Consider the following 26,471-nt stretch of genomic DNA (forward strand, 5'->3'; position numbering starts at 1 on the left):
ACGCGGTGTGCGGGAACGCTCGAACAGCGGAACGGGGAGGTGGGTCTGCCGGGGAACGGCGGGGAGGAGACCGCGGCCGGGACCCGCGGCCCGGTTGGGCCGGGCCGGGACCCGGGCCGGGCCCGGTCTCCTGGAGCGCCGGGGCGGCCCGGGGCCCGGGGTGGATCAGCCGCGGGCGATCCAGCCGACCATGATCCCCATCACGCCGTGGTGGGAGTGGCCCGCCAGCTCGTACCGGCTGGTGATCCGCAGTTCGTCACCGCGGCTGATGGCGCCCAGCGGCTCGCCCGTGCAGGAGGACATGTCGGAGATCTCGGTGCGCCCGTGGAGATCGATGAACTCGGGCGTCCCGCCCTCCTCGGCCACCGACTCGCAGAGCAGCCGCCCGGTGGTGAGGTTTTCGGTCTTCACCGTCGTACCGCCGTGGTGCAGATGGCCGCGCATGTGGATCAGCTCGCCGGAGACCGTGGACGTCCATGTCCAGCTCTTCTCACTGACCCCTTCCGGAGCGTCGTACTCACTGCCGCGGCAACCGCCGACGTCCATCCAGAGCGGCGTGAGGGCCTTGCGGCCGGAGAGGAAGGCGGACTCGTGGGTGAAGGTCAGCTCGATGTGGACGGTCTTCTCCGTGTCGGCGTGGTTCATCAGGTCGTACAGCAGCGTCCAGCGCTCGCCGGAGTCCACCTTGATGCCGTAGCCGTCGGGGAACACGCTCTCGACCCGCTCGTTGCCGGAGGCGAAGACCCGCTGCCCCGGGAGTTTGCAGGTGACATCCGTCGCGCTGCCCTTGAAGAGCACCATGTGATGGAGCATCGGGCCGGTGTTGACGTTGGCGTTCGAGCCGTCCTCGTAGACGAGGTTGGGCTTGACGCTCGTGATGAAGCAGTTGGTGCACGGTTTTCTGACATTGAACGCGATCCGGTTGCTGAGCTCTCCGTGCTCCTCCCCGGTCGACGCCGGAATGGTGTACGAGCCGTAGCGCACGGTGGTGGTCCGCTCGGCCGTCGCGCCCTGCCGTTCGCTCGCGGTGCCGGCAGCGTCCGTGCCGCCCTGCGCGCCCCGGGCGGCCTGCGTGGCCTGTGCGGTCTGGGTGGTCTGCGTGGTCTGCGTGGCCTGTGCGGTCGCCGGTGCGCCGTGTGCGGTGGCCGGTACGAGGACCATCAGGCCGACCGCCGCTGTGAAAGCGGCGATCCGGCGCACTAATCGATTCGGCACCATGGATTTCCTCCTGGGGGGTTGGTGAATCCCTGTCCGTACTGCCGTGCCCCCGGCCCGGAAGGGGAACCGGCCGCTTGCGGAGAAGCGGGAGGGGAAGGGGAGAAGGCCGCTTCGAAAGGCGCTGTACGGCCTTGTGCGGCACCCGTGGGCCGGGATCCACCACAGAGTGGGGGTGGGGTGTTCCACTGTCAACGGGCGAGGGAACGGCCGGTCGCCGGAGGCGTGACGGACACGGCCGTGAGCTGGTGCGGCGCGGGTCCGGGGTGCCGCGCCGCCGGGGAAGACTGGTGATTTCACCGATAGGCGCGTGAGTGCGCCCCCGGCCGCAGGAGGGCCCGGGGGAACCGGAATTGCGGAGATCGTTGCGCACCGGGGGTCCCTTTGCCGGCCCGCTGGATGCGGGGCACCGGGCGTATTTCCGTCACCGGCGCCCGGATTCGCCGTGAAAAGGGCGGCGGAAAGCCCCCGGGCCGAGGGGCCGCGAGGGCTTTCCGCGGTGCGGCGGGGCATCACGCACACGCATGCGCACACACCGCACCGCACCGGAATCGGGGGAAGGTTTCCGGATGCGGTGCGGTGGCGTCGGGGGATCCGGTCCCGCGCGGGACGGATCCGGAGGGCGGCCGGTCGAGCCCGGCGGGTGCTCAGCCCCGGCGGGTGCTCAGCCCCGGCCGGTGCTCAGCCCTGGCCGGCGCGGGCCGCGAGCTGCCGCCGTACGTCCTCCATGTCCACGGCGCGGATCTTGCCGATCAGCTCCTCCAGCGCGGGGGCCGGGAGGGCGCCGGGCTGGGCGTAGAGGACGGTGCGGTCGCGGATGGCCATCAGCGTCGGGATCGAGGAGATCTGGAACTCCGCGGCGAGCTCCGGCTGCGCCTCGGTGTCCACCTTGCCGAAGACGATGTCGGGGTGGCTCTCCGCCGCCTTCTCGAAGACGGGGGCGAACATCCGGCACGGTCCGCACCAGGCGGCCCAGAAGTCCACCAGCACGATGCCCGCGCTCGTGACGGTCTCCTCGAAGTTGTCCTTGGTCAGCTCAATGGTCGGCATGGGCCCGGCTCTCCTTCTCTCTATACCCACTGGGGTATTGCGGCGGGTATCCCTGCCAACAGGGGGCAGGGCGGATTCATTCCGGGACCGCGCCCCGGTCCAGGCACGCCGGTGGCAGATGGAACCAGCGCATCCGTTCGAAGTCCTCGGGCAGTCCGGTCGGGCCGTCGTCCACGCCGTCCGGACGGGAGGCGAAGAGGCTCCGGGCCTCGTCGAGCCGGCCGGCGAGCGACTCCTCGCCCGCCCGGCGCCGCTCGTCGCGGACGACCGGCCGGCCCCCGGCGTCGTAGCCGAAGGAGGACAGCCGCAGCGGTGGCTCGGTGGCGGCGCGGCGGTGGTGCCAGCCGCCGGTGTGCGGGTCGAAGCGGTAGTCCGGCAGCAGCCGGTGGCCGTGGCGGGCGATCAGTTCCACGGCACGCACGAGGTAGTCGCGCACCGTCTCGGAGATGAAGTAGTTGAAGTTGATCCGGACCCAGCCCGGCTTGACGCCGTCGCAGCCGCGGGTGATCTCGTCCAGGTAGGCGTCGGAGGCGGCGGTGTCGATGGCGAGCAGCCGGTGCCCGTACGGCCCGGCGCAGGAACAGCCGCCGCGGGCCTGGATGCCGAACAGGTCGTTGAGCAGCGCCACCACGTAGTTGTGGTGCAGATAGCGCTCGCCGTGCCGGATCCGGAAGGAGACGATCGACAGCCGCCGCACCCGGTGGTTTCCGAGGATCTCGATGGCGGGATCGCGCTCCCAGCGCTCCAGCGCGTACTGCCAGTGGCTCTCCTCGCGGGCCTGGATGAGATCGGTGCCCACGGCCTGCTTGAGCGCGAAGACGAGCCCGGCGCGGATCGACTCGACGATCGCCGGGGTACCGCCCTCCTCGCGGACCACCGGATCGTCCAGATAGCGGTGGCCCAGCGGGCCGACGAAGGCCACGGTGCCGCCGCCGGGCGCGGTGGGCACCGGATTGCGCACCAGTTCCCGCCGCACCACGAGGACGCCGGGCGTCTGCGGGCCGCCGACGAACTTGTGCGGCGAGAGGAAGACCGCGTCCTTGTGGTCGCCCGCGCCGGGCGCGCTCGCCGCGACGCGCAGCGGCACATACGGGCCGGCCGCCGCGTAGTCCCAGAAGGACAGCGCGCCGTGGGCGTGCAGCAGGCGGGCGATGCGGTCGGTGTCGGTGAGGATGCCCGTGACGTTGGAGGCGGCCGAGAAGCTGCCGATCAGCAGCGGCCGCCCGGCGTACCGGACCAGTTCCTCCTCCAGCCGGGCCGGGTCGATGTGGCCGTCGGCGTCCTCGCCGATGACGACGACGTCGGCCACCGACTCGCGCCAGGGCAGCTCGTTGGAGTGGTGCTCGTAGGGGCCGACGAAGACCACCGGACGCTCGGCGGGCAGCACCGCGGCGCTCGGCTGCTCCCGCAGGCCGAGGATGCCGACCAGCTTGTTGACGGCGGCGGTGGCACCGGAGCCGGTGAAGATCACCAGATCGTCCTCGGTGCCGCCCACGGCGTCGCGGATGACGCGGCGGGCGTCCTCGCGGAGGCGGGTGGTCTGCAGGCCGGTGCTGGAGCTCTCGGTGTGCGTGTTGGCGTAGCGGGGGAGGACGTGGTCCCGGATGAAGTCCTCGATGAAGCCGAGGGACCGCCCGGAGGCGGTGTAGTCGGCGTAGACCAGGCGGCGGGGGCCGTAGGGGCCGTCCAGCACCTCGTCGTCGCCGATGATGCCCCGGCGGACGCGCTCCAGCAGGGGCGTGGTGGGCGCCGGGTCGCGGGAGGGCCCGGTCCGCCGGGCGGTGGGCGCGGCGGTCACGGTCTGAACCCGTGGCCGGCGTGGCGCGCCGGGCCGTGCTGGGCCGCGTAGAAGGCGACGGAGCTGGGGCGGGCCGCGGCGGTCGCCCGCTCGGGGGTGCCGGTGGTGCCGGTGCCGTGGTGCGCGCCGGTGGCGCCGCCGTCGCCGGTGGTGGCCGCTCCGGGCCGGGCGTTCCGCGGCTCCGGGGCGGCGCGCTGTGCGGGTGTGGACGGCCGTGGGGCGGCGGACCGCTGTGGAGCGGCGGACCGCTGTGGAGCGGCGGACCGCTGTGGAGCGGTGGTGCCGGATGTCCTGGGGGTCATGGCCACGTCTCCTTCCTCCGGGCCGCCGGCCTCCCGGATGGAACCCCGGATGTGCCGGGCGCCGGGTGCCGTGCGGCCGGCCGGTGCCGGTGGGTACCGGTTCACCGGACGGGTTACCGGTTGCCGTGGCCGGAATCACGTCCGGCCCGGCCGGTCGGGCCGAGCGGACGGAACCGGATGTGCGGAACCGGACGGACAGGACTGGACGGACAGGACTGGACCGGGCCGTCCGGGGAACCGTGCTCTCCAGTGCACCCCGGCCGGAATGGAGCAGGCAGGGGCCTTGCGTACCGGGGAAAGGGCCGTTCGGCCCTGCCCCCGGACCCGGGATTGCAATACCCTCCCCCGTATATGACCCGGGGCTGGGAGTACTCGGGGTAACGCTCCCGGTTCCGTCCGGATTCCCGTCCAGTACCCCGAAGGAGTTCCCGACCATGACCGTCTCCGAGCAGCAGGCGCCCGCCGCGACCGAGGGGCGGCTCCCCCTCATCGGCGACCCGGCCCCGTACTTCGAGGCCGACAGCACGCACGGCACCGTCAAGCTCACCGACTACACGGGGAAGTGGCTGATCCTCTTCAGCCACCCCGCGGACTTCACCCCGGTCTGCACCACCGAGTTCATCGCCTTCACGGAGCTCGCCGACGAGTTCGCGGCCCGCAACGCGGCGCTGCTGGGCAACTCGGTCGACTCGGTCTTCAGCCACCTGGCCTGGGTCCGGGCCATCGAGGAGAAGCAGGGGGTGCGCATCCCCTTCCCGATCGTCGCCGACCTGGACATGAAGGTCTCCCACGCCTTCGGCATGCTCCACCCGAACACCTCGGGGACCTCGGCCGTGCGCGCGGTCTTCGTCATCGACCCGGAGCAGACCGTCCGCGCGGTGCTGTACTACCCGATGAACGCGGGGCGGATGATCCCCGAGATCCTGCGTCTCCTCGACGCCCTGCAGACCTCCGACCGCGACCAGGTGTCCTGCCCCGCCAACTGGCAGCCGGGTGACGACGTGGTGGTCGGCGCCCCGAGGACGCAGGACGAGCTCGACGCCCGGCTCACCGACGACAGCGTGCAGCTCGCCGACTGGTACCTCGCGACCAAGCCCGGCGCGAAGAGCTGAGCCGGCCGGCCGGCCGCCGCGGGGCGCATGCGCTTCCGCTCCCGCCGGCCCGCCGCGGCACGACCCCGGGGCCCGGCCGTTCCCCCGCGGCCGGGCCCCGGCGCGTCCAGCCGTCGTCCGAGGTCCGTGCCGGCCCGTGTGCCGCCTGTGCGCCGAACGGCCGGTGTGCCGACCGGTGTGCCGACCCGGGACCGACCGCCTCCGGATATACCCCTATGGGTAACTGGCCGGGGACCAAAGGCCCCTGACCGCGCCTCGTTCCCCGCACGACAGTGGAGGCATGAACAGGCGCATCGTGATCCTCGGAAGCGGCACCGCCGGAACGCTCACGGCCAACCGGCTGCGGCGGCTGTACGACAAGAGCGAGTACGAGATCGTGGTCGTCGACCAGAACGACGAGCACGTCTACCAGCCCGGACTGCTGTTCGTTCCCTTCGGCCTCGCCGAACCCCACGCCCTCGTCCGCCCCCGCGGACGGCAGCTGCTGGACGGGATCGAGTACCGCCGGGCCGAGATCGACCAGGTGGACCTGGAGGCGGACCGGGTCCGCTTCACCGACGGCGACTCCCTCGGCTACGACGTCCTGGTGGTCGCCACCGGCGCCGTCCTGCTGCCCGAGGAGACCGAGGGCCTGACCGGCCCCGCCTGGGGCAAGCAGGTGCACACCTTCTACGACCTGCCCGGCGCCACCGCCCTCCACCGGGCGCTGGAGGAGTTCGAGGGCGGCCGGCTGGTCGTCAACGTCGCCGACCTGCCCCTCAAGTGCCCGGTCGCACCGCTGGAGTTCTCCTTCCTCGCCGACTGGTACTTCCAGCGGCGCGGCATCCGCGACAAGGTGCAGCTCACCTACGTCACCCCGCTCGACAGCGCGTTCACCAAGCCGGTGGCCGCCCAGGCGCTCGGAGGGCTCCTGAAGGAGAAGGGCGTGGAGCTCGTCACCGACTTCACCCTCGGCTCGGTCGAGATGGACGAGGTGGAGACCGGCCCCGGCGGAGGCGGCCGCCTGGTCTCCTACGACGGCACCGAGGTGCCGTTCGACCTCGCCGTGGTCGTCCCGCTGCACGGCGGCGCCCCGTATGTGGGCCGCTCCGAAGGGCTCGGCGACGAGCTGAACTTCGTCCGCGTCGACCAGCGCACCCTGCAGTCCAAGGCCCGCCCGAACGTCTTCGCCCTCGGCGACGCCGCAGGACTGCCCGCCTCCAAGGCCGGCTCGGTCGCCCACTTCGAGGGCGAGGTGCTCGTCCACAACATCGGCCGCCACCTGGCGGGCGAACCGCTGGACGGCTCGTACGACGGCCACACCAACTGCTTCATCGAGACCGGCTTCCACAAGGCGCTGCTGATCGACTTCAACTACGAGACCGAACCGCTGCCGGGCCACTACCCCGCGGCCGTGGGCCTGCCGCTCCTCAAGGAGTCGCGCGCCAACCACCTCGGCAAGCTCGCCTTCGAATGGCTCTACTGGCACAGCCTGCTGCCCGGCCGCGACCTCCCCGGCATCGGCTCGGCCATGCCGGAGCACGGCAAGTCCCGGCCCGCGCCCGCGGACGCCGCCCACCCCGTCGCCTGACCGCACCGAACGGAGAACAGCCATGACCACCACCACCTACGCCGGCACCCCGGTCGTACTCGACGACGAGGGCTTCTTCGCCGACCCGGACCAGTGGACGAAGGAGATGGCCCCGGAGATCGCCAAGGAGCAGGCCATCGACGAACTGACCGACCGCCACTGGACCGTCATCACCTTCATGCGCGCCGAGTACGCCGAGAAGGGCACCGGCCCCACGGTCCGGGTGCTCGGCAAGGCGTCGGGCGTGAGCGTCAAGGAGCTCTACCAGCTCTTCCCCAAGGGCCCGGCCAAGACCGCCGCGAAGATCGCCGGCATCCCGAAGCCCAAGGGCTGCATCTGACCGCCGGACCCGCCGCGCCGGCCCGTCCGCCCCGCACACCACGGCCCGCCGGCGCGGCCGCGGCCACCGGTCCGCCGCCCGCCACACCAGCCCACCCGGCCCACCCAGCCACCGCTCACCGATACAGGAGAACCCGCGATGACCACCGCCACGCTGGAGAAGGTCTCGATCGTCGTCTCCAAGGGATCCCTGGAGGGGATCTACCCGGCCCTCATCATGGCCAACGGCGCCCGCGCCGAAGGCATCGAGGCCGATCTCTTCTTCACCTTCTTCGGCCTCGACGCGATCACGAAGAAGCGCTACGAGCACATCAAGTTCGCCACCGTCGGCAACCCCGGACTGCACCTCCCGACCGTGGTCGGCGCCCTCCCCGGCGCCCCGGACATGATCACCCGGCTCATGGAACGCCGGATGGCCAAGCTCGACATCCCGCCCATCCCCGAGTTCATCGAGATGATCAGCGACACGGGCGCGGGCCTCTACGCCTGCAAGGCGTCCGTGGACCTCTTCGAACTGGAGAAGGACGACCTCATCGACGAGGTCCAGGGCATCATCACCGTCGGCGACTTCTACAACCTCGCCGCCAACGCCCAGATCATCTACACCTGAGGGCAGCCGCCCATGACACCCACCCCCGAAGACCGCCCGGCCGGGACGCGACCCCCACGTACCGGCCGGGCCCCGCGTTTCCGGGCCTGTGCGTCCCGGTGACCGATCCGCACTCCGGGCCCCTGCCGACCGAGACCTCTCCGAGCACAAGATCCGCGACTCACCGCACCGAAGCGGCCCGTGCGGAAGCACCGCCCGTGGCGCCCACCGCTGTCCGCGCCGCCGCCACGAATGCCGCGATCGCCGGGTGGGTGCCGCCGCCCGCCCGGAAGGCCACCTTCGAACGGCGGAAGAGGGGCAGCCGGGTCAGGACCACGTCCTCGGGGGCGTGTGCGGTGGCCATCTCGGGTACGAATCCGGCGCCTTGCCCGATGGCGGCCAGCGCCAGGACCGTACGGAAGTCGTTGACCTGATGGCGGATGCGCGGCTGGAATCCGGCCGCCTGACAGGCGCGTACGGCCATCGCGTGACCGGTCGTGCCGTCCCGGGCCGTGATCCACGGTGACGCGGCCCACGGTCCGAGCAGCTCCGCCAGCGTGTCGCCACGGGCGGCAGGACCAGTGGCGGGCGCGCTGCCGGTGGCGCCACCCGTGGCCAGGTACATCGGCTCCTCCAGCAGAGGCACCTGGCCGACCGTGGTGTCCGGTGACGCGGGCACGAAGTCGTAGTCGTGGACGAGGGCCACGTCGAGTTCGCCGGCGCGCAGGCCGTCGGAGACCCGCGCCGAGTCGATCTCCTGCACCATCGGTTCCAGCGCGGGATGCCGCTGGGCCAGTTCGGCCAGCGCGGCGGGCACGATCGCGGGGCCGCCGGAGGGAAACGTCCCGATCCGCAGCGGCCCGCGGATGCCCTCGCGCGCCCCGGCCAGCTCGGAGACCGCCAGTTCGAGGCGTTCGAGGACGGCATCGGCGTGGGTGACGAGGGCGCGGCCCGCCGGGGTGAGCACCACCCGTCTGCCACTGCGTTCCAGCAGGGGCACGCCCGCCTCGCGCTCCAGCACGCTCAGCTGCTGGGAGACGGCCGAGGCGGTGAAGGTCAGCGCTTCGGCGACGGCCGCGATGGTGCCGCGCCGGTCCAGTTCGCGCAGCAGGTGCAGACGCCGGACATCGAGCATAAGACCAGCTTATGCAAGAGCGAAGAAACATGAACTGGATCTACTGGGTTTGCCGGGTCAGGCTGGACGTATGAAGCCCGAAGCGCATCTCACCGGCCTGTTCGTCCCCTTGGTGACTCCGTTCACCGATGACCTGCGCCTCGCCCCGGACGCGCTCGCCCGTCTCGCCGACGAGGCGCTGTCGGCCGGCGGCGCCCGGGGACTCGTCGCCCTGGGGACCACCGCGGAGGCGGCCACGCTGACCACCGAGGAGAAGCGGGCCGTGGTCCGTATCTGCTCGGCCGCCTGCCGGGCACACGGAGCTCCGCTGATCGTCGGCGTCGGCACGAACGACACCGCCGCCGCCATCACGACACTGCGGGAGCTCGCAGGGAGCGGTGACGCCGACGCGGCGCTGGTTCCGACGCCGCCCTACACCCGGCCCGGCGAGGCGGGAGCGCTGGCGCACTTCACGGCACTCGCCGAGCACGGGGGCCTGCCGCTGGTCGTCTACGACATCCCGTACCGCACCGGTCAGTCCCTCGGCACCGGCACGCTGAACGCGCTCGGGCACCTGCCGGAGGTCGTCGGGGTCAAGTACGCGACCGGCGCGATCGACGCGGCCGCGATGGAACTGCTCGGCTCCCCGGCCCCGGGCTTCGCGGTGCTCGGCGGCGACGACGTCGTCATCTCGCCCCTGCTCGCGGCGGGCGCCCACGGCGGCATTCTGGCGTCGGCCAACGTCCGCACCGCTGACTACGCCGAGCTGGTCTCGCTGTGGCAGCGCGACGCCGCCGGACCGGCCCGCAGGCTGGGAGCCGAGTTGGCCCGGCTGTCCGCCGCTCTCTTCGCCGAGCCGAACCCGACCGTGATCAAGGGGGTGCTGCACGCCCAGGGCCGTATCCCCAGCCCGGCCGTCCGGCTGCCGCTGCTGGCCGCCTCCGCCGATTCGGTCCGGCAGGCGGCAGCCCTGGCCACTGCCGGGATCCACCGGGGTGTACGGGTTCAGTGTGGGAGCTCGTCCACCACGAACGTCCCCAGCCCGACCTCCCCGCGTGTGTAGCCCTCCTCGCGGACGTGCCGCATCGCCTTGGCCGCCGTGGCGTTGACGACTCCGAACTCTTCGGCGACCTCCAGCGTGGACGGCACACGGCTTCCCGGCGGATAGGTCCCGCCCTCGATCCGCCGGATGATCTCCGCTGCGATCTGCCGCCACAGCGGGCGTTGCGACCAAGATCCATATTTCCAGCGCCACCTGCCTGTGCTTCTGATGTCCGGGCTCGCACACCCCCGAAAACGGCCCGGCCGGGACGCCCCCCAGGCCCCGGCCGCGCCCTCGCGCGGGTCGCGCCGCGTGGTGCCGCAGCGGCGGAAAAGGACTTACGGGGCGTCTCGTTTTCTCGTACAACCCTTCGAGTTCACCCGGGGTCTTCTCTGCGTCAACTGCCGCCCGCCCGGGGAACGTCCGGGCAGGGACGCGCGGTCCGGCACCCACTCGACTGCGGATGCGTCGCGCATCCCGCATGCACAGGAGAACCCCGCATGCACAAGCACTTCCGTACGGTCCTGGCCACCGCTGCCGCCGCGGCGCTGACCGGTGGCCTGCTCGCGGCCACGGCGGGCACGGCCGCCGCCGAGGGCGCCCGCCCGACGGCCGACTTCAACGGCGACGGTTACCTGGATGTCGCGGTCTCCGCCCCGGGCGCCTATGTGAACGGCCGGGCCCACGCCGGTCAGGTCGTCGTCCTGTACGGCACCGCCAACGGCATCTCCGGTGCCAAGCGCACCGTGCTCAGCCAGGACAGCGCGGGCGTCCCCGGAGTCTCGGAGCAGGGCGACCGCTGGGGCGCCGACACCACGGCCGCCGACTTCAACAACGACGGCTACACCGACCTCGCCGTCAGCGCTCCCTACGAGAAGGTCGGCGACGACGTCAACGGCGGCACCGTCCAGATCGTCTGGGGCTCCGCGAGCGGCCTGTCCGGCGGCACCACCGTCAAGGACCCGGCGTCCACCTCGCACGACCGGTTCGGCTACACCCTGGAGGGCGCCGACTTCAACGGCGACGACAAGGCCGACCTGGCGATCGGCTCCAGCTCCGCCACCATCCGCGTCTACCGCGGCGGCTTCGGCAAGACCTCCGGCACCACCGGCGGCGTCTACTCCGTCCGTCCCGCCATGCTCAGCGGCTCCGACACCGGACCGCTGAACCTGCACTCCGGTGACGTCAACGGCGACGACATCGCCGACCTCGTGGCCGACGGCTTCGAGAACGAGTCGTCCGACGGCGAGACCCACTGGAACGCCAACTACTACCTGCCGGGCACCGCCTCGGGCCTCACCGTCACCGGCGGCTCGAAGCTGGCCGCGGGCGTCATCACCGACATCGGCGACACCAACAGCGACGGCTACGGCGACATCGTCATCGGCATGTTCTGGGACGCCGACTCCGGCGTGCCCGGTGCGTCGAAGGGCGGCAAGGTCAACATCGTCTACGGCTCGGCCAACGGCCCGGACAGCGGCCGCACCGCGATCACCCAGGACAGCCCCGGCGTCCCCGGTGGCTCGGAGAACTACGACGGCTTCGGCGCCGAACTCGACCTGGGCGACGTCAACGGCGACGGCCACCTCGACCTGGTCGTCGGCTCGCCCGGTGAGTCGCTGGGCGGCCTCGCCGCCACCGGCGCCGCCACCGTGCTCTACGGCGCCGCCGACGGCTCCGGGATCACCGGCGCCGGCGCGCAGATGTTCCACCAGAACACGGCGGGCGTCCCCAACTCCAACGAGGAGGGCGACAACTTCGGCTCCGACGTGCACCTCGCCGACCTCAACGGCGACGGCAAGGCGGACCTGACGGTCGGCGCCATGGGTGAGAACGGCGGCAACGGCGCGGTGTACGCGCTGAAGTCCAACGGATCCGTGATCGGCGGCAGCGGCGTCTCGATCTACACCTCCACCGTGGGGGTCTCCGCTTCCGGCTCCCCGGTCCTCGGCGTCAACTTCGCCGGCTGAGCGGGCCGTTCGGCGCGCCAGCAGCACGACGGCACAGCATGTGACACCCGGGGCCCGGTCGGCGACGACCGGGCCCCGGCCCGTCCCCGCCCTCTTCCCGGGCGTTCCCCCGCCCCGTCCGCGCCGCCGCTGTCCGGCGCCCGCCTGGCGTGCTCGGGAAAAACCCGCAGCTCAGAGCAGGTGGCTTCACCCGAACGGCGCAGTTAACCCGGGGCCCCGGGGGCCGGTGCCCGCAGGCTGGTCCCATGTGGTCACGCCGACTGGCCCTGGGCGCCGGGGCCGTCGTCCTCCCGCTGGCTCTGCTGGCGGTGCGGGACGCGGCCGTACGGTCCGACCCTCCCGGCCGACACGAACCCGCCGCGATACGCCCGGCGGCACCCCGTCCCGCGATCGTCAGCAGGCAGAAATGGGACGCGGACGAGGACCTGGTCCGCGAGCGCGCACCGTACAGCGGCGCCGTCAGCGCCGTCTTCGTCCACCACACCGGGCACCCCAACGGCTACGACTGCGCCGACGTCCCGGAACTGCTGCGCTCGCTCCAGACCGAGCACGTCACCCACGAGGGCTGGGACGACATCGGCTACAACTTCGTCGTGGACCGGTGCGGCACCATCTACGAGGGCCGGGCCGGCAGCGCCAGCCGCCCCGTCCGCGGAGCGCACGCCAAGGGCTTCAACGCCCACACCGTGGGCATAGCAGCGCTGGGCACCTTCACGGAGGGGACGCCGGTACCGGGGGAGCTGATCGCGGGCATGGCGAAGGTCGCCGCGTGGAAACTGCGGCCCGGGGCCGACCCCCGCGGCATGGTGCGGCTGACCTCGAGCAACGACGAGAGCCGCTACGACAAGGGCGACCAGGCCGAACTCGACGTCATCTCCGGGCACCGCGACGGCTACGAGACCGACTGCCCCGGCGAGGCGCTGTACCAGCGGCTGCCCGCGCTCCGCGAGGCCGTGGCCCGGCTGCGCGACCGCTGAGGGCCACCGCCGTACGCCGGCCGGGGCCCGTCCGCCTCTTGCTCCGGGGTGCACGCCGGTGGGTAGGGTGCCCGGGCGCCCCCCACGCGCAGCATCGGGAAAGAAAGTCCGTGACGACGATCCAGTACAGCCGCGCGGGGAGACGGCAGGCCATGCGCCGCGTCCGTCCCCGGCGCTCCCCCGCCATACCGCTGCTTCTCCTCGCCTGGTCCGGCGCGGCCGCCGTCCTGTGGCTGTGGTGGCGCAACACCCCCGCCGTCTCCGGGGCCTCCGGATGGGCCGTGAACGCGGGCCGCATGACCGGACTGCTGGCCGGCTACGCCGTCGCCCTGGTGATCGTCCAGATGGCGCGCGTCCCCGCCCTGGAGCGCAGGGTCGGCTCCGACCGGGTGACGCGCTGGCACGCGACGAGCGGCCGCTACGCCGTGCTCCTGACCGCGGCCCACGTCGGTCTGACCCTGTACGGCTACGCGCTCCAGGCCGGCACCGGCCTCGTGGCGCAGACCGTCTCCGTCGTGACCCGGTACCCCGACATGGCCGAGGCGGCCGCCGGCACGCTCCTGCTGTTCCTGACCGGTCTGCTGTCCGCCGGCCCCCTGCGGCGCCGCATGCGCTACGAGCTCTGGTACTACCTGCACCTGCTCACCTACGCGGCCGTCCTTCTCGCCTTCTGGCACCAGCTCTCCACGGGCGCCGAGTTCGCCGGCGACCCCGCCGCCCGCACGGCCTGGTACGCCCTGTACGGAGCGGCCGGCGCGCTGCTGCTCTGGTACCGGGTCCTCGTCCCCCTGCGGCTCAACCTGCGGCACCGGATGCGGGTCGACTCGGTCGTCCCGGAGGCCCCCGGCGTGGTCTCGGTGCTCATCCGGGGCCGGCGGCTGCACCGGCTGGGCGCCGAGGCCGGGCAGTTCTTCCGCTGGCGGTTCCTGACCCGGGGCCTGTGGTGGACCGCGAATCCGTACTCCCTGTCGGCCCCGCCCCGCCCCGACCTGCTGCGGATCACCGTCAAGGCGGTCGGGGGGCACAGCGCCGCGCTGGCCGCGCTCCCTCCCGGTACCCGGCTCTGGGCCGAGGGCCCGTACGGGGCCCTGACCGCGGCCCGGCGGAGCGGCGGCGGTGGCAAGGTCCTGCTGCTGGCCGGCGGGGCGGGGATCACACCGCTCCGGGCGCTGTTCGAGACGCTGCCCGGCGCGCCCGGTGACCTGACGCTGCTCTACCGGGCCCGCACGGCGGAGGAACTGGCGCTCCGCGCCGAGCTGGAGGAGATCGCCGACCGGCGCGGGGCCCACCTGCTCTACGCCGTCAACGGCCCCGACGGCAGGCGCCCCGCGATCAGCGCCCGGACCCTGCGGAAGCTGCTCCCCGACATCGACCGGCACGACGTCTACCTCTGCGGACCGCCGGGGCTGGCCGAGGAGTCCTACGCGGCGCTCCGCGAGGCCGGGGTCCCCGACCGGCGCATCCACCACGAGTCCTTCGCATTCTGAGCCCGGGGCCGGAGACCCGAGGCCGAACCCGGAACCCGGAGCCCCGAGCCCCGGCCCCGCGTTTCGGCCCCGCGTCCCGGCCCGCAAGGCCGGGCCCGGCCCGGTGAGCCCTCGGAGGTGTCACAAGCCCGTGAGGAACAGACATCCGTACCGCAGAACGGTGCTGGCCGCGGCCGGCACCGTCTCCGTCATCGTGGCGCTGCTCGCGCTCAAACCGGACCGGGACCCGGCTCTCGCCCGGGCCGGCGGCCCCGGCACCCCGTCCACGGCGGCCGTCTCACCGGCGCAGCCCTCCTCGCCGTCCCCCTCGTCCGCCTCGGCGAAGCCGTCGAAGAGCACCAAGCGCGCGTCGGCCGAGCCCTCCCCGAGCCCGCCGGCGCCCCGCACCACCGCGCCGGCCCCGGCCCGGACCAGCAGGGCCCCGGCCGCCCCGGAGACCACCACGGCGCCCCCCGCCACCCGCAGCGTCACCGGCGACACCGTCCGGACGGAGCACGGCCCCGTACAGGTGCGGATCACCCTGACCGGCAGCAGGATCACGGCGGCGGCCGCGCTGCAGTCGCCCGCCGGCGACCCGCGGAGCGAGCAGATCTCCTCCACCGCCATTCCCCGGCTCAACCAGGACACCCTGGCGGCGCAGAGCGCGGACATCGACACGGTGTCCGGCGCCACGTACACCAGCGACGGATACCGGCAGTCCCTGCAGAGCGCCCTGGACCGGGCCGGGCTCTGACACCGGCGCTTCCGGTGCTTCCGCCGGCCGCCGGCACCCCGGCACCGACGGCCCGGCCGCTACGCGACCGGCGTCCGCGCCACCCCGCCCCGGTCGCCCCCGCCACCGGAGACACCCCCGTCGCCACCGTCGCCCCTGTCGCCGCCGTCGCCCCGTTCGGGCAGGCGTGCGGTGTGCGCCGTGTGCTCCGCCGCGTCGGTGATCAGCCGGGCCACCGGGCCCGGGTGGGAGACCTGGGCGAAGTGCGGGGCGTCGATCTCCGCGGTGCGGGCGCCGGCGCGGCGGGCCATGAAGCGCTCGGCGGCGGGCGACAGGGCCCGGTCCTCGCGAGCGACCAGGAACCACGAGGGGATGGTCCGCCAGGCCGCCGCCTGGGACACGCCGGTCACCGCGGCCAGCCCGATCGGCCGCTGGTGGACCGCCATCAGCGCCGCCTCGCGCCGGGGGACGTCCGCCATCAGGACCTCGCGGTACCGGTCCCGCCGGACGTAGAACTCGGTGCCCGTACCGCCGTCCGGCCGCGTGTAGGGCACCGGCACGACCGCTTCCGAGACCTCGCCGCCGGGGAACGCCTCGCTGATCGTCTCGGTGCTCTCGCCCACGTCGAGCGCGAAGGCCGCGATGTAGACCAGCGCCTTGACGTCCGGGTCGCCCGCCGCGGCGTTGCTGATCACCGCGCCCGCGTAGGAGTGGCCGACGAGCACCACGGGCCCCTCGATGTTCCGGAGGACGGACGCGATGTACGCGGAGTCCCCGGCGAGGTCCCGCAGCGGGTTGGCCGGGGCGATCACCGGGTACCCCCGGTGCCGCAGCCGCTTGATCACGCCGCGCCACGCGGAGCCGTCGGAGAAGGCCCCGTGCACCAGCACCACCGTGGGCCGGTCCCGGTGCCCCGGCCGGGAATCGGTCCCGCCCGCGCCGCCGTCCCCGCCGCCGGGGGTTCCGGCGTGCGACGGGACCACGCTGCCGAGGAGAGCGGCGGCGATCAGGGCGACGGCGCCGGAGGCGCGGCGGAGCCGCGAGCGGGCGGTGCGGCGGGTGCCGGAAGCAGGCGGGAGCAGGGGCACGGCGGAACTCACTCTCTGGCGGGGCCGGGGCGGTGCGGTGTGGTGTGGTGCGGTCCGTGCCACGCGCGGGCTCGTGCACGAGCCGGTACGGGCCCGCGCACGGACCCTGCGAGGGCGGTGACAGCCCGAGCCTCACCGAGCCGGCCGCGCCCGTCGCGCCGGGCAGGGCGAACGAGTGAGGTGCGGGGCGGCAGCGGAAGACGGACGGCGCCGATGGCGGAGAACGGGGCACGGGGGACGGGGGACGGGGGACGGACGGACCCGGGAGAAGCGCCACCGCAAGAAGATCTGCTCTCCCTGCATCCGAACACGGTCCTCAACCCGAAATATGTGATGAATGCTCCGCAATCGGACGGAGCGTCGTCGTGAAGGGGTATTTCGATGAGGAATTGCCGCAGCGCCGCCGCCATCGCGGCCACGGTGGGCATATGCGCCCTCGGACTCTCCGCCGCCCCCGCCCAGGCCGGGCCGGCGCAGACCGGTGAGGGCAAGGCACAGGTATCCGTCTTCCATGGCGTTCCGGGCCTCACCGTCGATGTGTACGCCAACGGCAAAGAACTTCTGTCGGACTTCAAGCCCGGCACCCTGACACCGCCGCAGGCGCTCGACCCGGGCAGCTACGACATCGAGGTCTTCAAGGCCGGCGCCGACCCCGAGGGCGAGCCCGCCATCCAGAAGACGGTGGAGGTCCCGGCCGGGGCGAACGCCACGGTCGCCGCCCACCTGACCGCGGACGGCAAGCCCACCCTCAACGCCTACGTCAACGACGTGTCGAAGGTGCCGGCCGGCAAGGCCCGGCTCACCGTGCGCCATGTCGCGGCCGCACCGGCCGTGGACGTACGGGCCGACGGAACACCGATCGTCAAGGGGCTGGAGAACCCCAAGGAGGCCACCACCACGGTGCCCGCGGGCACGGTGAACGCCGACGTCACCCTGGCCGGGACGGACGATGTCGTCATCGGCCCGGCACAGCTCGCCCTGAAGGAGGGCACGAGCAACGTCGTCTACGCCTGGGGCAGCGCGGAGGAGAAGAACCTCGCGCTCAAGACCCAGACCTTCAGCGGCCTCCACAGCGCTCCGGGCGGAGTCAAGGGCGGCCAGAGCGACTCGCTGATGCGGGCCGGCGTGGACAGCTCGGACGGCGCCTCCGCCTGGGCGGCCTGGTCGGGTGCGGGCGCGCTCGCCGCGGCGGGTGTGCTGCTCACCCGTACGGCCCGGCGCGGCAGCCGCTCCCGGAGCTGAGCACCGGTCGGGGCCGGTGCCCCGGCCCTCCCCGGTCTCCCCGGCACCCCTCGGCGCCGCGGTGCCCGCCGCCGGCTCCGGCCGGCGGGTGGTGGGCGACCCGCGGCCCGGATGGCCGGTGACCGGTGACCGGAGCGGCCGGACGGACCGGACGGGCAGGTGCGGCAAGGCCGCCCGGCGTGCGCCCGCGCGCCGGGCGGCCGCCCGCGCGGCCGGGGCCGGGCCGCGGAGATACGGGCCGTGCTGTGCCTCCAGGGCCAGGAAACGGAGCGGAACCCCGCGCGAGGAGAGACCACCGGATGAGAACCCGGGCGAGAACCCGGACGAGGGACCGGACGAGGGACCGGACGAGAGCAGGGGCGAGAGCTGGGATGAACGTGAGGACCGGAGCGGGAACGCGAGTGTGGACGGCGGTGCGGCAGGCCCTGGCCTCCCGCGGATTCCGCCCCTGGCTGTCGGCCGGCGCCGTCGCGGCGATGGCCGCGATCGTGGTGGTGGCGACTCTGCTGGCCGTGCCGGAGCCGGGAACCGGGGAGGGCGCGCCGCCGCCCGGTTTCGGCGACCGGCGGTCCGCCGCGGAGACGGGCGGCGGGGACGGCGGCCGGGAGGACGACGGGGGCGCACCCCCCGGCCGTACGCGGGACGCACCGGACGGCATCGCCCGCGCGGAGCCGGACCGGCGGGCCTCCGCGGTCACGCCGCCGGTCCGGCTCCGCATACCCCGGCTGCGGGTCGACGCGGAGGTCCAACCGGTCGGCCTGGCCCGGGACGGCACGGTCGCGGTGCCCGGTGACGCCGCCGGCACCGGCTGGTACCGGTACGGCCCGGCCCCCGGTGCCCCCGCCGGCTCCGCCGTCCTGGTCGGCCATGTCGACTCGCGCACGGGCAGGCTGGGCGCGCTGGCCGCGCTCCACGACGTCCGCGCGGGGGACGCTGTCGTCGTCCGCCGCAAGGGCGCGCCGGCGGTTCGCTACAGGGTGGCGTCGCGGGAGGTCCGGGACCGCGACCGGCTGCCGGGCGAGCTGTTCCGCCGCAACGGCCCCCCGGTGCTGACGCTGATCACCTGCACGCTGCCGTACGACCGCGAGCAGGGCGGCTACCGGAACAACCTGATCGTGACCGCCACCCGGGTGAGCGGCTAGCCGTGGTGCGGAGGATCGGGACGACCGGCTCCCTATCGTCGCGTGGGTGACCGGAACCCGCACGGACGCCGAACTGGCCGAAGGCTTCGCCCGCGGTGACGAGGGCTGCCTCGCGGAGGCGTACCGCCGCTGGGCGGGACTGGTGCACACGTTCGCCGGCCGCGCGCTCGGCGACGCGAGCGAGGCGGAGGACGTCACCCAGGAGGTGTTCGTCAGCGCCTGGCGGGGCCGTGCCGGCTACTCGCCCGACCGGGGTTCCCTGCCGGGCTGGCTGCTCGCCATCGCCCGCCGCAGGATCGCCGACGCCCTGCGGGCCCGCAGCAGCCGCCAGGACAAGGCCCGGCGGGCCGCGGGCGCGGTCGTCGACCGGCCGGGGGGCGACCCGGTGGACGGGGTCGTCGACAGCGTGCTGGTGATGGACGAGCTCTGCGCCCTGCCGCAGCCGCAGCAGCAGATCCTGCGGCTGGCCTTCTACCACGACTTCACGCAGGCGCAGATCGCGGAACGGCTGGATCTGCCGCTGGGCACCGTGAAGGCCCATGTCCGCCGGAGTCTGGGCCGGCTGAGAATGCGAATGGAGACGGACGGTGACGGAGCACGCTGACCCGGCCCTGCTGGCCGAACTGGCCCTCGGCAACCGGCCGTCCGCCGGGGAGGGAGCCGAGGCGGACCCCGGCTCCGCCGGCGGCGGGACGGAGACGCGGGCCGCCGAGCACCATCTCGCGGCCTGCCCGCGGTGCCGGGACACCCTGGCCGTGCTGCGCCGGATCATCGGGGCCGCCCGGAACGTCTCCCCGGACGACAGGGTGACGGCGCCGCCGGAAGCCCTCTGGGAGAGCATCGCGGCGGAACTCGGCCTGACCGGCGTGACCGGTGCGACCGGTGCGACCAGTGCGACCGGCGTGACCGGCGGCGGAACGCCCGGCTCCCGCCTCCGGAGCCGGCTGCGCCGCACCGGCCCGGTCGAGCCCGTGCCGGTCCGCCCGGCGGAGCACCCCGCCGAGCCCGGGCCGGCGGCGCATTCCGTCCCGCTGCGAGCCGTACCGGCGGAAGAAGCCGTGCCGCAGGCCGCCGTGGGAGAACCGGCCCAGCCGGAAGCGGCGGAGGCCGAACCCGTCCCGGCCCGCCCGGGCGGCCCGGGCGGCACGGACGGGCCACCCGGCGACAGCACGCGCTGAGACCGTCGAGCCGCAGCCCGCCGTCCGGCCGACCGGCAATCTGCCAACCGCCGCCCGCTGACCGCGACGTCACGCGGCCGGCCGTACGGGCCCCGGCACGACGCCGCCGTCCGCACGGCGCTCGGCGAGCCGTGCGGACGGCGGCGGCCGGACCGGCACCGCGGACCCCTCGGGGTCCGGCGGTCCCCCGTCCACGTTCCCGGGTCCCCGCTCCCCGCTCCGCTCCCCGGTCAGTACGGCCGGCCGGTCAGTCCTGCTCCGCGCCCGAGGGCAGCCGGCGCAGGGTCATCCTGGAGGCGGTGTCGCTGCCGAAGCCGTAGTCCAGCAGCTTCGCGGCATCGGTGTAGCGGCTGCTGCCGTTCAGGATGACACCGACCAGGGTCTTGCCGCCGCGGGTCGCGGCGAAGACGAGGCACGGTCCCGCGGCGGTCCCGGTGCCGGTCTTGATGCCGACGGCGCCGGAGTAGGAGCCGAGCAGCCGGTTGGTGTTGTACCACGTGTAGGTGCGGGTGCCGCCGGTGCTCGTTTTGGCGTAGCGCACGGTCTTCCGCGTCTTCACGACGGTGCGGAACGTCGAGTACTTCATGGCGCTGCGGGCCAGCTTCGCCAGGTCGCGCGGGGTGGTGTAGTTGTTGCCGGTCGTCGAGATGCCGTCGAACGAGTCGAACTCGGTGTTGCGCATGCCGAGGGTGTCGGCCTTCTTGTTCATCTTCCCGATGAACGACTTCACCCGCGCGGAGCGCGTGGTGCCGCTGCCGAAGGTGTCCGCGAGGGCGTACGCGGCGTCGCAGCCGGAGGGCAGCATCGTCGCGTAGAGCAGCTGCCGGACGGTGACCTTGTCGCCCGTCCTGAGGTCGGCCGTGCTGGCGCCCTCACGGGCGACGTAGTCGCGGTACGCCTGCTGGACGGTGACCTTCCGGTCCAGGTCGAGACCGGTCTGGCTGAGCACCACGCGGACCGTCATGATCTTCGTGGTGCTGGCCATCTGCCGCTTGGTGTCGGCGTACTTGCCGTAGACCCTGGAGCCGTCCGCCTGGTTCAGCAGGAACGCGCCCTTGGCGCTGACGGAGGGCGCGGGCGGCCCGGACGGGGCGGCTTGCGCGGGCGTGGCCACGGCCGGTACGGCCAGGACGGCACCGGCGGTCACGACGACGGCGGCGGCCCGGCGTCCGCGCGCGAGCGGGGGCGCACCGGCTCCGCGCGCACGCGGGCCCTTGTCGAGGGTTCTCACTTCACACGCTCCGAATCGGCCTGAAACGGCGGGAATCTGTCAGCAGCGGACAGCCGGGCGGGCGCTGTTCCACTCTCTCCACGACTCATGACTCATGAGACCGGCCGAAGTATGTACGGACCGGAGGAGTGGATTCTCGTACGGTCCGACCGGACCGCCCGAGCCGGGTCCTGCTTCGCACCCGCCCCGGCCGAGGACCGCACGCACGGCCGCCCCTGGGCGCCCCCGCCCCAGGGCGGTCGGGCCCTTCTTTGCCCCGATGGGCCGATGCCGTTCGCCGGCCGGGGAGGCACACTTCGAGTACACGGACGAGGAGGCGGGCAGCCATGGCCAGGACGGCAACGCGACGGACCGTACTGCTGACAGCGGCGCTGTCGCTGCTGGCGGCGGCCTGCCAGACGGAGGACGGTGACGGGGACGGCGACGGACGTTCGCCCTTCACCGGCGAACGGGGCGCGGGTGAGAAGGTCCTCGCCGTCAAGATCGACAACGTGCGGGCGGCCAGGCCCCACACGGGCCTGGACAAGGCCGACATCGTCTACATCGAGCAAGTCGAGGCCGGGCTCACCCGGATACTGGCGATCCTCGCCTCCGAGCTGCCCGAATCGCTCGGCCCGGTGCGCAGCGCCCGCGAGTCGGACCTCGAACTGCTGCGCCAGTTCGGCACCCCCGCACTCGCGTACTCCGGTGTGCAGAGCAAGCTGCGCCCCCTGGTGGAGGCCGCCCCGCTGATCCCCCTCCCGCCGGGCGAACTCACCGACGGGTACGTCCGCGACCCGAGCCGCTCCGCGCCCCACAACCTCTACCTCCGCCCCGACCGCGCCGTGCGCGCCGCCTCCGGGGCCTCGGCGCCGAGCGACATCGGCTTCCGCTTCGGCCCGGCACCGAGCGGCGGCCGGGAGACCGGGGAGCACACCGTCCGCTTCCCGGCCGCGAGCTTCACCTTCGACTGGTCCGCCTCGGAGAAGCGCTGGCTGGTCTCCATGGACGGGTCACCGGCCCGCACGAACGGCAGCGACCGGCTGGGCGCGGCCACCGTCGTCGTCCAGTACGTGACGGTCCGCCCCTCCGACTACGGCGACCGCTCGGGCAGCATCACCCCCTACACGGAGACCGTGGGCTCCGGCCGCGCCCTGGTCCTGCGCGACGGCCGGGAGTACGAGGCCGAGTGGAGCCGCCCCTCGGCGAACGCCGGCACCACCTTCACCGACACCGAGGGCCGCCGCCTCCCCTTCGCCCGCGGCCCGGTCTGGGTGGCCCTCGCCCCGGTGGACTGACCGGCGGCGGAACCGAACACGGTCGGAAGGCGTGTCCGTGCAGCCTGGCCGGCGGCCGAGGGCTGCTGCGCGGCAGCTGAGGGGCGTGCGGTCCTGCCCGATCGTTTTCGGACAGGGCAACGTTCACCGGCCAATACCCCGGCGGGTAACCGGCAGGGGGTCGGGCGTTAACGAAGCGCTCTTAGCGTCCGGCGCAGCCACCCCGCACATCAGGGTCACCCACAGAAGGACGCACACCATGCGCCGCACCCGCCGTACCCGCCTCATCACCGCAGCCCTCGCCGTCGGCATGGGCCTGCCCCTCGGTCTGCTCTCCGCCGCTCCCGCCTCCGCCCACGGCCACGGCCGCTCCCACGGCGGGCCGATGGCGTTCCAGCCGATCGAGGGCTCCGCCTACGACCGGATGTCGGCCGACTGGTCCGAGCCGCTGGTCGCCCCCCGGGGCTTCCGCCAGAAGCTCGTCGCCGACGAGACCGTCCTCGACATCTACGGGGGAGGCACCGACGACCTCACCGACATGAACACGGTCAACGAAACCGGCCGTCAGGCGGGCCGCTACCTCTACCGCACCCACGAGGTCTCCTCCAATGGAGCCGTCTCCGTCGTCGACCTGAGGACCGGCGAGGCGAAGGTCATCGCCCAGCGCGCGGACTGGCGCCGCCTCGACGGCGTGCGCTGGACCCCCTGGGGCAGCCTGCTGGTCACCGAGGAGACCAGCGGTGGCCGGGTCTTCGAGGTGTTCCTCGACCGGAAGGACCTCACGAAGGTGACCCGGGTCGAGGAGCGCCGCGAGCTCGGCATCCTGCGCCACGAGGGCATCGACGTGCTCCCCGACGGCACCGTCTTCGTCATCGACGAGCTCAACGGCGGCTCGGTCTACAAGTTCGTGCCGACCCGCCGCGGCGACCTCTCCGAGGGCCGGCTCCACGCGCTCAAGATCAACGGTCTCTCCGACGCCGCGCAGAAGTGGAACCCGGAGACCTACGGCGAGAAGACCGGCGCCTTCACCTGGGTCCCGCTCGACGAGGAGCAGGTGGTCTCCGACGCCGACGCGGCCTCCGACGCGGTGAACGCCACCGAGTTCGGCCGTCCCGAGGACGTCGAGGTCATCGGCGACACCCTCTACGTCGCCAACACCAGCGAGAACCGTGTCGTCGCGGTCAACCTGCGCAAGAACGTTCTCTCCGCGTTCGTCCAGGCCGGCGTGAACGCGCCCGTCGAGGACCGGGCCGCCGGCGTCACCGGCTTCAAGAGCCCGGACAACCTGGCCGAGGGCCCCGACGGCCGGCTGTGGATCGTCGAGGACAACTACGCCAGCGACATCTGGGTCGCCGGCCGGGACCGTGACCGGGACGGCGCCGCCGACACCACTGAGCTCTTCGCCTCCCTGAAGGACCCGGGCGCGGAGGTCAGCGGCATCTACTTCGGCAAGGACCCGAAGACGCTCTTCTTCAGCGTCCAGCACCCCGACAAGCCGCTCGCGGACGGTACCTGGAAGATCACCCGCCGCCGCTGACGGCGCCGCCGGCGGCCCCGGCCGCCCGGACACGAGGGTCCCCGCCGGTCATCCGGCGGGGACTTTCCGATGCCGGGTCCGGGCCCGGTGCCCGGGAGCGGCCGGGACACACCGTCAGAGCCTGCGGACCGTCACCAGCCGGTGGGCAGGGCGGCCACCGGTACGAGAGAGAGCTCGTAGAGGTAACCGGCCTCCTCGATGCCGGTCAGCGTGACGTCGTAGGCGTAGTAGACGATGGTGAGACCGGTGTACTGCGAGACCTCGGTGACGTAGGCGATGCGGTCGGCCATGTCCCCGATCTCGCTCTCGGTCGCCAGGATCCTGTCGGCCATGACACCAATGGAGTCCTCGGTGTAGAGGACACCGTCGAGCGACTGCTCGTAGACCGAGGCGCCCTCCTGCCCGACGTAGACGACGGCGTCGGAAACCGTCGTCGCCGCGGCGGCCCGCGGCGCGGTGATGCCGGCCGTCACGGCCAGCAGGCTGGTGAGAAGGAGAACCGGCAGAAGGATCTTCCTGAGGGTCGGTGTCACTGCTTGCAGCATTGCTTTCTCCTTTCGGAGAACGGGAATCGGGAATCCGAGGTATATACCCCTGGGGGTATATACCTCGGTGAACTCTCGACCCCGGGCCGGGATTCCGGTCTGCGCTGTGCTCTCCGCCACAGCCGCCCCCGAGGGGGCCGGGACCACCCGGCCCCCTCCGCACCGGCTCGGCCGCACACCGCCCGCCACCGTGCCCGCCCGCACCGGCACCGCCGTGCCCTGGGGCGGCATGACCGAGCGGACCAGGGCACGGCCGGGCGTCGTCAGGAGGCGGGCAGCGGCTTCGCGGCCGTGACCCGGTGCAGATGGATGAGGACGTCGTGGGCCTCGCCCAGCGCGATGTCCTGCTCGGGCACCGGCCAGGCGGCGCCGATGTTGCGGGTCGGGCGCGCCTCCGCCAGCCAGGCGCGGGCGGGAGCGGGGGCGGTGCGCAGGTCCACGATGTAGTCGCGGTGGCGGACACGGTCCAGGAGATGCTCGTTGCCACCGGGCCGAGCGGCGCCCACGGTGAAGGTCTCCTCCGGCGAGGCCGGCCCCTCCTCGGAGCCGAAGCCCTGGAAGGACCCGCGGTCGAAGGTGAAGCCGATGCTCACATAGCCCTCGCCGAACCGGTCCCCGAGGACGGCGCCCTGCGTCTTGGGATAGAACGGGTCGAAGCTGTCGTAGGCGACGTGGGTGTTGTGCGCGGACAGCAGGATCTTGTCGCCGGTGTGCCGCTGCCACCAGGCCACGTTGTCGGCCATGACCCGGTCGCGGTACTTCATCATGGCGGTGATCTGCTCGTCGTCCTCGACGTCGAAGGCGTAGCCCCGGGTCATCTGGTCGACGGCACGGGCGTGCTGGACGGCCCACAGGCGGTCCCGGCGGTCGGCGCCGGAGCCGGCGGGCAGCTTCTCCAGCAGGTCGAGGACCTTTCCGGTGCGCTCGGCGCGCTCCTGGCGCTCGGCGAGGGGAAGGGACGGGTAGTCGGTCATCCAGGTGCCCGCCGAGGTCGTGGGCCGCAGGCCCTGGTACAGCTCGGTGACGCGCGGCAGCAGCCGCGGATGGGCCTCCGCCACATAGTCGGTGACGCGGTCGTACAGTTCCGGACCGACGTGGCCCATGTCGTTGCCCATGAACCGCACCGGGTCGTGCGGATGGCTGCGGTTGTGGGCGCGCATCCACGAGAAGAGCTCCAGGTACTCGGCCTTGCTCATGATCCTGTAGACGCCCTGGAACTCCTCGTCCATGATCTGCCGCGGGTCGCCCTTGCCGTGCAGGACATAGTCGTTGAGCCGCATGCCGGTGCTCCAGGGGGCCTCCAGGGAGAAGGTGCGGAACCCCTTCTCCTCCACCAGGTGGCGGAAGACCCGGTGCTTCATGGCGAAGAACTCGTGGGAGCCGTGGGTGGCCTCGCCCAGCCCCACCACCCGGGCGTTGCCCACCATGCGGCTCAGCGGACGGAGGTCCCGCGAGCTTCCGTACGGCTCGGTGGAGCGCAGCGGGCGGGCGGCGCGTTCGAGGGCGCGCAGAACGCGCCGCTCCTCCCCGGAGCGGGAGGCGGAGGACGGGGCGAACGTGCCCTCCCGCGCGGAGACGGACTGCTGCGCGGAGACGGTCTGCGGCGCGGCCGGCGCCCCCTGCGCGGGAGCCGCGGAGACGAGCGCTCCGAGCGAGAGGAGAACGGCGGCCGGGACGAGTCCCGCGGTGCGGATGCGTCGTGAAGTCATGCCACAACCCTCCTGTGCGCACCCCTGGCGCCACCAACCGCCGGGCACCCCGGTTCCGGGGTGTAGGTAAGTCCACCCCGGGCGGGGGCGGCGCCCCCGGATGCCGTCCCTCCGCCCTTCGCCGGCAGCCGGGGGCGCGGGCCGGTGCTCTTGCGCCCCCGGGGTGTCGCTGCCAGCATCGCGGCGAAGCGGAGTCGGCCGCCCCGCCCCGGCCGGCCCCGGACACGTTCGGTTCCTTTCCCCCACTCCGGCGTACGCGCCGACAA

At 73.3% G+C, this 26,471-nt stretch carries 25 protein-coding genes; 15 read left to right on the plus strand and 10 right to left on the minus strand.

The window, feature by feature from the left end:
• Positions 1–165: 165 nt before the first annotated feature.
• The 4 genes from LIX60_RS15930 to LIX60_RS15945 form a co-directional block, all read right to left on the minus strand.
• Positions 166–1,218, minus strand: a complete 1,053-nt coding sequence (locus LIX60_RS15930; RefSeq protein ID WP_227958997.1) for a hypothetical protein — start codon at positions 1,216–1,218, stop codon at positions 166–168.
• A 678-nt stretch (positions 1,219–1,896) separates the two neighbouring features.
• On the minus strand, positions 1,897–2,265 hold the full coding sequence (gene trxA, locus LIX60_RS15935; RefSeq protein ID WP_043470998.1) for a thioredoxin: 369 nt from the start codon (positions 2,263–2,265) through the stop codon (positions 1,897–1,899).
• A 76-nt stretch (positions 2,266–2,341) separates the two neighbouring features.
• Complete coding sequence (locus LIX60_RS15940) at positions 2,342–4,063, minus strand: aminotransferase class V-fold PLP-dependent enzyme (RefSeq protein WP_227958998.1); 1,722 nt, start codon at positions 4,061–4,063, stop codon at positions 2,342–2,344.
• Positions 4,060–4,365 (minus strand): hypothetical protein, encoded by a 306-nt coding sequence (locus LIX60_RS15945; protein WP_227958999.1) that lies wholly within the window; start codon positions 4,363–4,365, stop codon positions 4,060–4,062. The genes LIX60_RS15940 and LIX60_RS15945 overlap by 4 nt, the downstream gene beginning before the upstream one ends.
• 434 nt (positions 4,366–4,799) lie before the next feature.
• Here LIX60_RS15945 and LIX60_RS15950 point away from each other — a divergent pair, with 434 nt between their 5' ends.
• The 4 genes from LIX60_RS15950 (at position 4,800) to LIX60_RS15965 (ending at position 7,996) form a co-directional block, all read left to right on the plus strand.
• Positions 4,800–5,477, plus strand: coding sequence for a peroxiredoxin (locus LIX60_RS15950; RefSeq protein ID WP_227959000.1), 678 nt, complete (start codon positions 4,800–4,802; stop codon positions 5,475–5,477).
• A 280-nt stretch (positions 5,478–5,757) separates the two neighbouring features.
• Positions 5,758–7,047 (plus strand): NAD(P)/FAD-dependent oxidoreductase, encoded by a 1,290-nt coding sequence (locus LIX60_RS15955; protein WP_227959001.1) that lies wholly within the window; start codon positions 5,758–5,760, stop codon positions 7,045–7,047.
• A gap of 22 nt (positions 7,048–7,069) precedes the next feature.
• Positions 7,070–7,387, plus strand: a complete 318-nt coding sequence (locus LIX60_RS15960) for a TusE/DsrC/DsvC family sulfur relay protein (RefSeq protein WP_227959002.1) — start codon at positions 7,070–7,072, stop codon at positions 7,385–7,387.
• Positions 7,388–7,525: 138 nt separating this feature from the next.
• Positions 7,526–7,996, plus strand: coding sequence for a DsrE/DsrF/DrsH-like family protein (locus LIX60_RS15965; RefSeq protein WP_043470985.1), 471 nt, complete (start codon positions 7,526–7,528; stop codon positions 7,994–7,996).
• A gap of 160 nt (positions 7,997–8,156) precedes the next feature.
• Here the strand turns inward: LIX60_RS15965 and LIX60_RS15970 are convergent, their stop codons facing one another.
• Positions 8,157–9,110 carry a LysR family transcriptional regulator gene (locus LIX60_RS15970; RefSeq protein ID WP_227959003.1) on the minus strand — a complete coding sequence of 318 codons (954 nt, stop codon included), beginning with the start codon at positions 9,108–9,110 and terminating at the stop codon, positions 8,157–8,159.
• Between the two features lie 70 nt (positions 9,111–9,180).
• Here LIX60_RS15970 and LIX60_RS15975 point away from each other — a divergent pair, with 70 nt between their 5' ends.
• The gene (locus LIX60_RS15975; RefSeq protein ID WP_227959004.1) at positions 9,181–10,152 is read left to right on the plus strand and encodes a dihydrodipicolinate synthase family protein; all 972 of its coding nucleotides are present in this window, start codon (positions 9,181–9,183) and stop codon (positions 10,150–10,152) included.
• Here the strand turns inward: LIX60_RS15975 and LIX60_RS15980 are convergent.
• A complete protein-coding gene (locus LIX60_RS15980) occupies positions 10,095–10,361 on the minus strand; it encodes a GntR family transcriptional regulator (RefSeq protein ID WP_227962791.1) in 267 nt (88 codons plus the stop codon). The two genes, LIX60_RS15975 and LIX60_RS15980, sit on opposite strands and share 58 nt — an antisense overlap.
• A gap of 270 nt (positions 10,362–10,631) precedes the next feature.
• Between LIX60_RS15980 and LIX60_RS15985 the strand changes: the two genes are divergently transcribed.
• From LIX60_RS15985 to LIX60_RS16000, 4 genes are all read left to right on the plus strand, one after another.
• Complete coding sequence (locus LIX60_RS15985) at positions 10,632–12,101, plus strand: FG-GAP-like repeat-containing protein (protein ID WP_227959005.1); 1,470 nt, start codon at positions 10,632–10,634, stop codon at positions 12,099–12,101.
• A 245-nt stretch (positions 12,102–12,346) separates the two neighbouring features.
• Complete coding sequence (locus LIX60_RS15990; RefSeq protein WP_227959006.1) at positions 12,347–13,078, plus strand: peptidoglycan recognition protein; 732 nt, start codon at positions 12,347–12,349, stop codon at positions 13,076–13,078.
• A gap of 152 nt (positions 13,079–13,230) precedes the next feature.
• Entirely contained in the window at positions 13,231–14,565 is a 1,335-nt protein-coding gene (locus tag LIX60_RS15995; protein WP_227962792.1) for a ferric reductase-like transmembrane domain-containing protein, read from the plus strand.
• A gap of 130 nt (positions 14,566–14,695) precedes the next feature.
• Positions 14,696–15,298, plus strand: a complete 603-nt coding sequence (locus tag LIX60_RS16000; RefSeq protein WP_227959007.1) for an FMN-binding protein — start codon at positions 14,696–14,698, stop codon at positions 15,296–15,298.
• Between the two features lie 59 nt (positions 15,299–15,357).
• Here LIX60_RS16000 and LIX60_RS16005 read toward each other — a convergent pair whose 3' ends face one another.
• On the minus strand, positions 15,358–16,365 hold the full coding sequence (locus LIX60_RS16005; protein ID WP_227959008.1) for an alpha/beta fold hydrolase: 1,008 nt from the start codon (positions 16,363–16,365) through the stop codon (positions 15,358–15,360).
• Positions 16,366–16,746: 381 nt separating this feature from the next.
• Here LIX60_RS16005 and LIX60_RS16010 point away from each other — a divergent pair, with 381 nt between their 5' ends.
• The 4 genes from LIX60_RS16010 (at position 16,747) to LIX60_RS16025 (ending at position 19,927) form a co-directional block, all read left to right on the plus strand.
• The gene (locus tag LIX60_RS16010) at positions 16,747–17,607 is read left to right on the plus strand and encodes a DUF4397 domain-containing protein (RefSeq protein ID WP_227959009.1); all 861 of its coding nucleotides are present in this window, start codon (positions 16,747–16,749) and stop codon (positions 17,605–17,607) included.
• Between the two features lie 371 nt (positions 17,608–17,978).
• Positions 17,979–18,749 carry a class F sortase gene (locus tag LIX60_RS16015; protein WP_227959010.1) on the plus strand — a complete coding sequence of 257 codons (771 nt, stop codon included), beginning with the start codon at positions 17,979–17,981 and terminating at the stop codon, positions 18,747–18,749.
• Positions 18,750–18,795: 46 nt separating this feature from the next.
• Positions 18,796–19,353 carry a sigma-70 family RNA polymerase sigma factor gene (locus LIX60_RS16020; RefSeq protein ID WP_227959011.1) on the plus strand — a complete coding sequence of 186 codons (558 nt, stop codon included), beginning with the start codon at positions 18,796–18,798 and terminating at the stop codon, positions 19,351–19,353.
• Entirely contained in the window at positions 19,337–19,927 is a 591-nt protein-coding gene (locus LIX60_RS16025) for a hypothetical protein (protein WP_227959012.1), read from the plus strand. The genes LIX60_RS16020 and LIX60_RS16025 overlap by 17 nt, the downstream gene beginning before the upstream one ends.
• Before the next feature lie 247 nt (positions 19,928–20,174).
• Here LIX60_RS16025 and LIX60_RS16030 read toward each other — a convergent pair whose 3' ends face one another.
• Positions 20,175–21,074, minus strand: coding sequence for a serine hydrolase (locus tag LIX60_RS16030; RefSeq protein ID WP_308102065.1), 900 nt, complete (start codon positions 21,072–21,074; stop codon positions 20,175–20,177).
• Between the two features lie 410 nt (positions 21,075–21,484).
• Between LIX60_RS16030 and LIX60_RS16035 the strand changes: the two genes are divergently transcribed.
• Positions 21,485–22,435 (plus strand): DUF3048 domain-containing protein, encoded by a 951-nt coding sequence (locus tag LIX60_RS16035; RefSeq protein ID WP_227959013.1) that lies wholly within the window; start codon positions 21,485–21,487, stop codon positions 22,433–22,435.
• A 238-nt stretch (positions 22,436–22,673) separates the two neighbouring features.
• On the plus strand, positions 22,674–23,951 hold the full coding sequence (locus LIX60_RS16040) for an alkaline phosphatase PhoX (protein WP_227959014.1): 1,278 nt from the start codon (positions 22,674–22,676) through the stop codon (positions 23,949–23,951).
• A gap of 131 nt (positions 23,952–24,082) precedes the next feature.
• On the opposite strand, the gene LIX60_RS16045 is transcribed toward LIX60_RS16040, so the two are convergent.
• Positions 24,083–24,496 carry a hypothetical protein gene (locus LIX60_RS16045; RefSeq protein ID WP_227959015.1) on the minus strand — a complete coding sequence of 138 codons (414 nt, stop codon included), beginning with the start codon at positions 24,494–24,496 and terminating at the stop codon, positions 24,083–24,085.
• Positions 24,497–24,759: 263 nt separating this feature from the next.
• A complete protein-coding gene (locus tag LIX60_RS16050) occupies positions 24,760–26,205 on the minus strand; it encodes an erythromycin esterase family protein (protein ID WP_227959016.1) in 1,446 nt (481 codons plus the stop codon).
• Between the last annotated feature and the right edge of the window lie 266 nt (positions 26,206–26,471).

This window comes from Streptomyces sp. S07_1.15 (genome assembly GCF_020739505.1).
Classification (GTDB): domain Bacteria; phylum Actinomycetota; class Actinomycetes; order Streptomycetales; family Streptomycetaceae; genus Streptomyces; species Streptomyces xinghaiensis.